This is a genomic window from Acidithiobacillus sulfurivorans (assembly GCF_018853815.1).
Classification (GTDB): domain Bacteria; phylum Pseudomonadota; class Gammaproteobacteria; order Acidithiobacillales; family Acidithiobacillaceae; genus Acidithiobacillus; species Acidithiobacillus sulfurivorans.
Window position 1 is genome coordinate 64201 of sequence record NZ_JAAOMP010000031.1, and the last position, 8772, is coordinate 72972.

General features: G+C 54.4%; 10 protein-coding genes. 5 read left to right on the top strand and 5 right to left on the bottom strand.

Annotation, left to right across the window (positions count from 1 at the left end):
- Position 1 precedes the first annotated feature (1 nt).
- Positions 2–838, bottom strand: coding sequence for a symmetrical bis(5'-nucleosyl)-tetraphosphatase (locus HAP95_RS03020; RefSeq protein ID WP_215882888.1), 837 nt, complete (start codon positions 836–838; stop codon positions 2–4).
- 4 nt (positions 839–842) lie between these two features.
- Positions 843–1190: a DsrE family protein gene (locus tag HAP95_RS03025; RefSeq protein WP_215882889.1), complete on the bottom strand. Its 348-nt coding sequence runs from the start codon at positions 1188–1190 to the stop codon at positions 843–845.
- Positions 1191–1429: 239 nt separating this feature from the next.
- Here HAP95_RS03025 and HAP95_RS03030 point away from each other — a divergent pair, with 239 nt between their 5' ends.
- The 5 genes from HAP95_RS03030 to rpsT all read left to right on the top strand — a co-directional run bounded on the left by HAP95_RS03030 (position 1430) and on the right by rpsT (position 4408).
- Positions 1430–2254 (top strand): ABC transporter permease, encoded by an 825-nt coding sequence (locus HAP95_RS03030; protein WP_226832477.1) that lies wholly within the window; start codon positions 1430–1432, stop codon positions 2252–2254.
- Positions 2251–3288 carry an ABC transporter ATP-binding protein gene (locus HAP95_RS03035; RefSeq protein ID WP_226832480.1) on the top strand — a complete coding sequence of 346 codons (1038 nt, stop codon included), beginning with the start codon at positions 2251–2253 and terminating at the stop codon, positions 3286–3288. The genes HAP95_RS03030 and HAP95_RS03035 overlap by 4 nt, the downstream gene beginning before the upstream one ends.
- Positions 3289–3368: 80 nt before the next feature.
- The gene (locus HAP95_RS03040) at positions 3369–3626 is read left to right on the top strand and encodes an AbrB/MazE/SpoVT family DNA-binding domain-containing protein (RefSeq protein WP_215882890.1); all 258 of its coding nucleotides are present in this window, start codon (positions 3369–3371) and stop codon (positions 3624–3626) included.
- A complete protein-coding gene (locus HAP95_RS03045) occupies positions 3623–4021 on the top strand; it encodes a type II toxin-antitoxin system VapC family toxin (protein WP_215882891.1) in 399 nt (132 codons plus the stop codon). The genes HAP95_RS03040 and HAP95_RS03045 overlap by 4 nt, the downstream gene beginning before the upstream one ends.
- Before the next feature lie 108 nt (positions 4022–4129).
- Positions 4130–4408 carry a 30S ribosomal protein S20 gene (gene rpsT, locus HAP95_RS03050; RefSeq protein ID WP_215882892.1) on the top strand — a complete coding sequence of 93 codons (279 nt, stop codon included), beginning with the start codon at positions 4130–4132 and terminating at the stop codon, positions 4406–4408.
- A 93-nt stretch (positions 4409–4501) separates the two neighbouring features.
- Here rpsT and HAP95_RS17450 read toward each other — a convergent pair whose 3' ends face one another.
- The 3 genes from HAP95_RS17450 to HAP95_RS03065 form a co-directional block, all read right to left on the bottom strand.
- Positions 4502–6484 (bottom strand): UvrD-helicase domain-containing protein, encoded by a 1983-nt coding sequence (locus HAP95_RS17450; protein WP_215882893.1) that lies wholly within the window; start codon positions 6482–6484, stop codon positions 4502–4504.
- A 29-nt stretch (positions 6485–6513) separates the two neighbouring features.
- Positions 6514–7353 carry a prolipoprotein diacylglyceryl transferase gene (lgt, locus tag HAP95_RS03060; protein WP_215882894.1) on the bottom strand — a complete coding sequence of 280 codons (840 nt, stop codon included), beginning with the start codon at positions 7351–7353 and terminating at the stop codon, positions 6514–6516.
- Between the two features lie 76 nt (positions 7354–7429).
- Positions 7430–8644 (bottom strand): class I SAM-dependent rRNA methyltransferase, encoded by a 1215-nt coding sequence (locus tag HAP95_RS03065; RefSeq protein WP_215882895.1) that lies wholly within the window; start codon positions 8642–8644, stop codon positions 7430–7432.
- Positions 8645–8772 lie beyond the last annotated feature (128 nt).

The window sequence follows — 8772 nt, forward strand, 5'->3', positions numbered from 1 at the left end:
CTTAGTTACCGGGTTGGGCATAGGTGGGACAGTTTATTTGATGAATTTGTGGTTCGCTGAGATCAATGCGGGCCGCGCTCAACTGGCGACCCCAGACGCAGCCACTATCCAGAGCCAGCAAGCGTTCATGCACCAACAGACCCTGAGTCGCCCAATGCCCGCAGATAATAGCACCGCTGGATTGCCGCTCAAAAAACCATTGATGCCACGGTGCATATATATGCGCAAGGTCTTTGGGTGGGGTGCTGGGCCAGTTGAAACGACCATCTGCAGTGACATAACGGGCGCGGGTAAATACCGCCACCCGAAAACGCTGGGCGTCTTCTTCGTTGCGGCAATCTTCCCAGCGATCCGGAGCGGGCGCAGCCCACAATGATTTCAAAAAGCGTTTCCAGTGTGGGCCACAAAGTGCTTCCTGCACCTGCAAAGCATGCTCTGTAGCGCTGGAAATATCCCAGTCAGGATGGATGGCGGCATGGACCATTGTCCAGCCCAGCTCTTCGTCATGATGGAGCAGCGGTCTTTGCCGTAGCCAATCCAGCCAATCCCCGGCATTTTTGTCACTGAGCAAGGTGCCGAGGGTGTCGCTTTTTTTAGCGGGAACAATACCCGCCCAGCGCGAAAGCGCATATAAATCATGATTGCCCAGTACAATCTGGAGGCGATCCTGCCAGTTGAAAAGCTTTTTCAGTAATGGACGACTATCGGGACCACGATTCAGCAAGTCGCCCGCCAACCAGAGTCGGTCATGCTGCGCATCAAAGCCGATTTTTTGCAATAACTCGGTAAAGGGGGCACAACAACCCTGCACATCTCCCAATGCGTAAGTGGCACTCATGATATTAAAGGGTGATGACCTGATCGGAGATTTTCATCTGGCGGACCAGGGTTTTCATGCTGGCCGTCTCAATACTGGAGTTGAGCAGGGATTTTTCAGACTGATGCAGCCATTCCAGGCCGACCACATATATCCGCGCACCGAGTTCCTGAAGTTCATGTATAAGGTCCTGATGAACTAACTGTTTTGCACTGGTTTGCTCATCCTGAAAAGCCAGGGGGCAGGCTTCCTGAGCAAGAAAAATGCTGACCTCAACGCCATCCGCCAAAGCCGACGCCGCCATGCGCAGGCCGTGCAGAACAGGATTACCCTTTGCTTCGGGGTCGGATTTGAGGAGAATGGTCCAGTGCATTTTGTCTGACTCTTTAATGGATAGTTAACGCTATTTATTCCATAAGCATAGCATAAAAATACCGGAGTCATGCCTGTACTATTCGACCTGGGCCTGGTGCTTGCTCTATAGGCAGTTGCGGCGCTGGGCTGTTGCTGCAAGCTTGACCGGTTAGTGCGGCAGCGCTATAAGTCCATTGGATATGTTTAATTGGGAATAACGTAAGGATTTCCCTGGCACGGCTTTTGTGGGGAGGGGTATTGCGAAGCGCGGATTATGGCCCAGGCTTTCCGGTCTATCGGGTGACAGCGGGTTTTGACCGTTTTCGCTGGATGGGGCCTGCTTTGGCGGGCCTGGTATTTGTCTTTTTGCTGGCACCCTTTGCCGCGTTGATATTTGCGACGGACTGGCATGATTTTCATTTTGCCGAGGGGGATCTCGGGGCGATCCGGACCTCCTTACTTTACAGTATGCTGGCGCTGATCATTTCCGTGTTGGCCGGAACGCCGCTGGCCTGGTGGCTGGCGCGCGGGCAGGGTCGTGGCAAGTGGTTTTTTGATGCCCTGCTGATGTTGCCCCTGCTGACGCCGCCCCTCGCTTTGGGAATTTTGCTGAGCAGTTTTTATGGTCCCTATTCACCGGTAGGTACTCTATTCAGCCACGCAGGCCTCTACCTCACCAATACGGCTCCGGCGTTTATCCTCGCCCAGATTTATGGTGCCATGCCTTATTACATCATCGCAGCGCGGGCAGCTTTTGAAGGCGTTCCCCGCGAACTGGAGCAAATCAGCCAGACATTGGGGCGTAATCGCCTTCAGACTTTTTGGCAGGTCACCTTACCGTTGGCACGAATTGGTTTGTCAGCCGGGGTGGCCCTGGCCTGGGTGCGGGCCATGGGTGAGTTTGGCATTGTGTTGATTGTGGCATATTTTCCTGAGGGTATCCCGGTCAAATTGTGGGTCAATTTGCAAGACATAGGTCTCAGTGCAGTTTACCCCTTGCTGTGGATATTTTTTCTGGTGGCTGTTCCCTTGCCGCTCTGGATTGGTTTGCGCGCCCGGCGGCAGACGCAGGCCCTGTTTTGAAGCAATCTGCGCCCGCCCTGCACATTCGTTGTCGGATGGTGCAGCCCCTTGCCCTGGATATTAGCTTGCAGGTAAGAGGTTTCACCGTACTCCTGGGGGTTTCCGGTGTGGGTAAATCGACGCTGCTGAAGGCCATTGCTGGTTTGCTCCCGGCCCAGGTCAGTCCTTACGGAGATCTGGCCGTAGAGCAACGTCCCATTGCTTATTTGCCCCAGGGCTATGCGCTTTTCCCACACCTGCGGGCCTGGGAAAATGTTGCATTTCCCTTGTCGCGCTCTGCACATCGCCGTACGGATGCCCTGGCCTTGCTCCAACGGGTTGGCCTTGAAGATTTGGCGAATCGTTTTCCGTCTGAACTTTCCGGAGGTCAGAAACAGCGGGTAGCCCTGGCGCGGGCGCTGGCCCGAAAACCCCGGCTATTACTGCTGGATGAGCCCACTTCAGCGCTGGATATGGCGACCCGGGACGAGGTGATGGATGAATTGGTACGGGAGATTTACGAATTCGGGATTCCTGTACTGGCGGTCAGTCATGATCCGCATCTGGCGATGTTGGCGGACCATATGGCTATTTTGCGCGATGGCCGCATTGTCCAAGAAGGCGCCCCCACCGAAGTGTTTGCCCGGCCGGGTCATGTCGCTTCAGCCCGATTACTGGGTTTCCGTAATTTTCTATCGGGTCGGGTGATTGACTCCGAAGATGAATCACATCTGCAGGTGGCAGGTTCCGATTGGCAGTTGCAGGCCGAGTGGCAGGCTGGTCTGTCGGTGGGGACCTCAGTGCAACTGGCCTTGCGCGCTGAAGATATCTACCTGCAAGAGACGGGGGCAACGCATTTTTGTCCCAATCCTCTGTCTGTTCAGGTCAAGGCTTGCCGAAAAGAAGGTCTGAGCATGCGCCTTTATCTGGAAGGGCCCACCCCCCTGGAAATGCTGTTGCCCCGCCCCCAGGCCGAAGCCGCACAGATCAGCGTGGGAAACTTCCTCAAGGTCTGCGTGCAACCCAGGCATGTGCAGATAATGACGGCAGAATAACTCAGCGGTTTTTGACAAAAGCAGGTTTTCCCTTACTATATGGTAAGAAATTTTTTTAAAGTATTACATTGGGGGATTTTATGCATTCTTCTACGTCATCCATGACCAGTAAAGGACAGATCACCATCCCTAAAACTATTCGTGATCGACTGCATCTGGATCAGGGCGACAAGGTTGAATTTATTTTTACAGAAAACAATGAAGTTCTGATCAAGCCCATGACCAAAAAAGTCGCTGATGTTGCAGGGAGATTGGGTGCCTACAAAAAGGATTCAGCCGTTTCTCTGGAAACCATGCAGGAAGCCATCAAAAACCGCATGAAGAAAAATACCGTATGAAAGCCCTGGATACGAATGTGCTGGTAAGATTTTTAGTGCAGGATGATCGGCAACAGGCGGAAACGGTCCGCCAGCACCTGGAAGAGGCTGAAAGCGGGCAGGAAGTTTTTTATATCAGCCTGCTGGTGGTTATGGAACTCATCTGGGTTCTCGAAAGCGTTTATGAGGTCCCACGAAAAGATTTGCTGGATAGTTTGTCTGCACTGCTGTCTATGCCCATTATGCGCTTTGAAAAGCAAGAACTTTTGCGGACCTTTATTCAAGCTGCAAGCGCGAACACGTTCGATCTGTCAGACCTGCTGATTGGTCTTGCAGCCCGGAATGCCGACTGCTCTGGCACGCTGACGTTTGATAAAAAAGCCGCCAAATCTCCTTATTTTGAGTGGATGGGTTGATTTGCCCCAAGCGAACATAATCCGTTGACAATGCTGCAGGAAAGGGTCAAAATCCGCAGCTTCAAAATTCAGCAGTGATCAGCAACGCAAAGACACGGAGAGTAAAACTTGGCGAATACAGCTCAGGCGCGCAAGCGCGTGTTACAAAACGAAAATCATCGCTTGCACAATGCCAGCATGCGTTCACGCCTGCGTACCTACGTGAAGAAGGTGCTCAAGGCCGTCCACGCTGGTAATCAGGAAGAAGCCCGCGTGGCCCTGCATGCCGCAGAGTCGGTCATCGACAAGACGGCCGGTAAGGGAATCGTTCATCCTAACGCTGCTGCACGTACCAAGAGCCGTCTTTCTGCACGCGTCAAGGCGATGGGTAGCGTCGCCGCACACTGATTGCAGCGCGCTGTTACAGCTAAAAGGGGCTGTCTGTGGATGGCCCCTTTTGCGTGAGCGTCATCCAGAGCTGCTGCCAGATGCAGGATCAGATCAGTTTTTGCTGAGCATTTCGCGCAGGCGGGCAAAAGCCACAGCGGGGTCCATGGTTTCTTCCTCGCTGTCTGCGCCCTGCCAGTCCAGATGTTCCTTGGGGATTTCCTGCAAAAAGCGGGAGGCCTTGGGATTGACGTCCTGGCCATAGCGCCGCCGTTTGCGGCAGCGGCTGAGGGTCAGGCGGAAACGGGCGCGGGTCATTCCCACATAAAACAAGCGCCGTTCTTCGGCGATTTGTTCCGGGGTTTCACTGTTACGATGCGGCAGTAACTCCTCCTCCGCGCCCACCAGAAACACCTGGGGAAATTCCAGGCCCTTGGCGGCATGCAGGGTCGAAAGGCGCAGCACATCCCGGTCATCGTCCTCTTCCCGCTCCAGCACATTAAACAGCATCAGCCGGTTGAGAATTTCCACCAGCGTTTGCGGGCCATCTTCCTGTTCCTGCAGGCGCTGCATCCAGGCCAGCAGCTCCTGAATGTTCTCCCAGCGCCGGGCTGCATCTTTTTCATCCCCTTCATTATGCAGATAGGGCAGATAGCCAATGTCATCGGGCAGGCTTTGCAGGGCCGGCATCAGCTCCGCTTTCTGGACTTCATCGGCTTTCAGGTTGACCCATCCGGCAAAACTGCGCAGGGCGCTACGGCCTTTTTCCGGCAGTTCCAGTCCATCTTCCCAAACCGCAGCAAACAGAGACAGATTCTGGGCCTTGGCAAACTCGCCCAGTTTTTCGAGGGTGCTGCTGCCAATGCCCCGACGCGGGGTGTTGACCGCACGCAAAAAGGCCGGATCGTCATCGGGATTACTCAGCAAACGCAAATAGGCCAGAAAATCCTTGATTTCACTGCGCTCAAAAAACGACAACCCACCGGAAATCTGGTAAGGAATGCGGGCATTGCGCAAAGCCGCCTCAAAAGGTCGGGACTGATGGTTACTGCGATACAGAATCGCATAATCCCGATACTCTCCCTGGCGCTGAAAACGGTCGCGGAGAATGGCGTTGACGACCTGTTCGGCTTCATCACTTTCAGCGGCGCAGTTCAACACCCGAATAGGATGACCATCGCCCAGGGTGCTCCATAGGCGCTTTTCAAAAAGATGGGGATTTTGCGCAATCACCGCGTTGGCGGACTGGAGAATACGGCCGGTAGAACGATAATTCTGCTCCAGCTTGATGACTTTCAGGGCCGGATAATCCTGGGCCAGACGATGCAAATTATCGGCTGCAGCCCCCCGCCAGGAATAAATACTCTGATCATCATCCCCCACAGCGGTCAGATTATGACGCACACCCAGCAAATTGCGGATCAAGCGATACTGGGCACCATTACTGTCCTGATACTCGTCCACCAGTAAATAACGGATACGATCCTGCCAGGCCAGGCGGGAATCCTCGTTTTCCTGCAGCAGGCGGGTAGGGAGCAGAATCAGGTCATCCAGATCTACCGCATTGCAGGCGCTCAGGGCACGTTGATAGGGCTTGTAGATGGCCGCTGCTTCTTCCCCCAGCCGATCATCCCCTTGCGCCTCCTTGGGCAGAAACCCATCATTTTTAAAGCGCGAAATGCGCGCCTGAATGGCCTCTGCCAGATCGCTGGGACCATTGGCATCGCGCAGCAGGTTGCGCACCATGCTGAGACTGTCTCCCGGATCAATGACGCTGAAGTTGTTGCGATAACCCAGGCGTTCAATGTCCTTGCGCAAAATATCCAGGCCCAGACGATGGAAGGTGGAAACCATTAGGCCCCGGCTGTTGTGCCCCTGCAAGGACTGGCTGACCCGGCTTTTCATTTCGCGGGCGGCCTTGTTGGTAAAAGTCACCGCGCAAATATGTTTGGGCGCCACCTGTTGATCACGAATCAGATGCACAATTTTACGCGTGATGACCCGGGTTTTGCCGGAACCCGCTCCGGCCAGAACCAGCAAGGGGCCATGAATGTGGTGGACGGCCTCCAGTTGCGGTGCATTGAGTTCATCAGCCACTGGTCAGTAGCCCCCGATAATATCGAAAATCAGTGTTCGCTGACGGTTTTGCTGGATGCTGCAGAGTGTGTTGCCGGCGGCGACTCGGCAAAGCCTCCCTTGTACGCCCACCAGATAATCACCGGGCCGAGAATAATCATGGGTACGGACAAGACCTGTCCCATGGTGAACGGACCAAACACAAAACCCAACTGAATATCGGGTTGGCGGGCAAACTCAGCCACAAAACGGAATATCCCGTAAAAAAGCACGAACATACCGCCTATTGACCCGGCGGGGCGCGCTTTGCGGCTGTAAATAGCCAGAATCAGAAACAACAACACCCCCTCCAGCAGAAATTCGTAAATCTGCGAAGGTTGGCGCGGTTGCGGTCCACCGGCAGGAAAAACCATGGCCCAGGGCAGGTGACTGACGCGGCCAAACAACTGATCGTTAATGAAATTCGCCAAACGCCCCAGCCCCAAACCAATGGGTACAGCCGGCGCAATAAAATCGAGGGTAGGCAGAAAACTGTGATCCTGATGAGACTTGGCAAACGCCCAGCAAGCCAGAACTACGCCCAGCAGCCCGCCATGAAAGGACATGCCACCATCCCAAATATACAGCATTTTGATGGGTTCACTGAGATAGTAGGGCAGGTTATACCAGATAATGTAACCTACCCGACCACCCAGTATGGCCCCGACAGCCACATAAAATTCCAGGTCGACAACCTGTTCCTTGCGCCAGTTCCAGTGCGACATTTTGCCGCGCCGGATCAGCCATACCGTCGCAATGACAAAGCTGATGATTTCAAGCAATCCATACCAGTGAATGGTAATGGGACCCAGGGGAAAACCAACAGTATTGATATCAGGAAAATGCAGCATGGGTGTCCTCACAATTTCCCGCAACCATGGCCGAGCCACTGCCTTCTGTCAAGTTGAATCCGCCCCATCGTGAAAACTACTCTGGTTCGTCAGCAATCAATTCCCGTCGATGTACGTAAAAACCTTTCAAATAGCTGCTTTCGGGCACAGCGGGATGAATGGGGTGATCCATGTCCTGGGTTCCTTCGCCGATGATGGCGTAATCGCCCCTTTGTGCGCCAAAGGCAATCTGGCCGAGCAGCGTCTCGCGGTTGAGATGATGGGAGCAGGAGGCCGTGAACAGGATACCGCCCGGCGCGAGCAGGCGCATGGCCAGATCATTGAAGCGCCGGTAGGCAATGCTGCCTTCCTTGAAATCCTTTTTGGATTTGATCAATGCCGGGGGGTCGAGGACGATCAGATCAAACTGCTCACCACGGTCCCGAAGTCGGGCTAAAGTTTCCATGGCATCATCGTGCATAATGCGAATAGGGGCTACAGCATTGCGCCGGGCATTTTCTTCCAGCAAGGCCAGAGCGGGTGCCGAGCTGTCTACTGCGGTGACTTCAAGCGCCCCGGCCTTGGCCAAGGGAATGCTGAAAGCGCCGAGATAGGCAAAGCAATCCAGAACGCGCCTACCGGGGGCATAGCTCAGCAGGCGGCGACGGTTGGCGCGATGGTCATAAAACCATCCGGTTTTTTGGCCGCCGCGCGGGTCCATCTCAAATAAGCAATCATTCTCCCAAATCTGCAGACGCTCCGGAACCTGTCCGAATAAAACCTCTACCCGATCTTCCAAACCTTCCAGACGCCGCGCCGCGCCGCCCGCTTTCAGTAATATGCCCGTGGGGTGTAAAAGTGCTTGCAGGGCGTTGGTAATCAGGGCGATGTCCCGATCCATGCCCAGGCTGCCAGGCTGCAGGACCAAGGTATCTTCATAGCGGTCAATAACCAGACCGGGCAGGCCATCTCCCTCGCCATGCACCAATCGGTAAAAAGGCGCGGAAAACAATTTTTCACGCATGCGCAACGCCTGTTGCAGCCGCTCCTGATAAAATGCTTCATCAATCAGTAGATGGGGATCACGGCTGAGGAGGCGTCCGCAGAGGAGCGTGTGAGGATTGATATGCGCCAGGCCGATGGCTTTTCCTTGGGCATCTTCTATTCTGCAGACACTGCCGGGGATAATTTCATGCAAAGGCGTTTTGGCGACGTCGATTTCGTTGCTGTAAATCCAGAGGTGGCCGGCACGCAGGCGGCGGTCTTCCTTGGGGCGCAGGCGCAGAACAGGGTAATGGTGGTTGGCAGACATGATCAAAACCTATAGGAAAAGGAAAGTTGCCCCGGCATTTCGGGGGCGGGTAAGGTCCTGCATTTTACAGATATTTCGATGATCCGTATATTGAGCGCGCCGTGTATTTTATCCGGCGCTGTCCGAAG

What these genes read in the sequence shown, in the direction of transcription:
- lgt (WP_215882894.1), bottom strand. Translation starts at nt 7,353, where the DNA reads ATGCTGCATTTTCCTGATATCAATACTGTTGGTTTTCCCCTGGGTCCC.
- HAP95_RS03040 (WP_215882890.1), top strand. Translation starts at nt 3,369, where the DNA reads ATGCATTCTTCTACGTCATCCATGACCAGTAAAGGACAGATCACCATC.
- HAP95_RS03025 (WP_215882889.1), bottom strand. Translation starts at nt 1,190, where the DNA reads ATGCACTGGACCATTCTCCTCAAATCCGACCCCGAAGCAAAGGGTAAT.
- HAP95_RS03020 (WP_215882888.1), bottom strand. Translation starts at nt 838, where the DNA reads ATGAGTGCCACTTACGCATTGGGAGATGTGCAGGGTTGTTGTGCCCCC.
- HAP95_RS03045 (WP_215882891.1), top strand. Translation starts at nt 3,623, where the DNA reads ATGAAAGCCCTGGATACGAATGTGCTGGTAAGATTTTTAGTGCAGGAT.
- HAP95_RS03065 (WP_215882895.1), bottom strand. Translation starts at nt 8,644, where the DNA reads ATGTCTGCCAACCACCATTACCCTGTTCTGCGCCTGCGCCCCAAGGAA.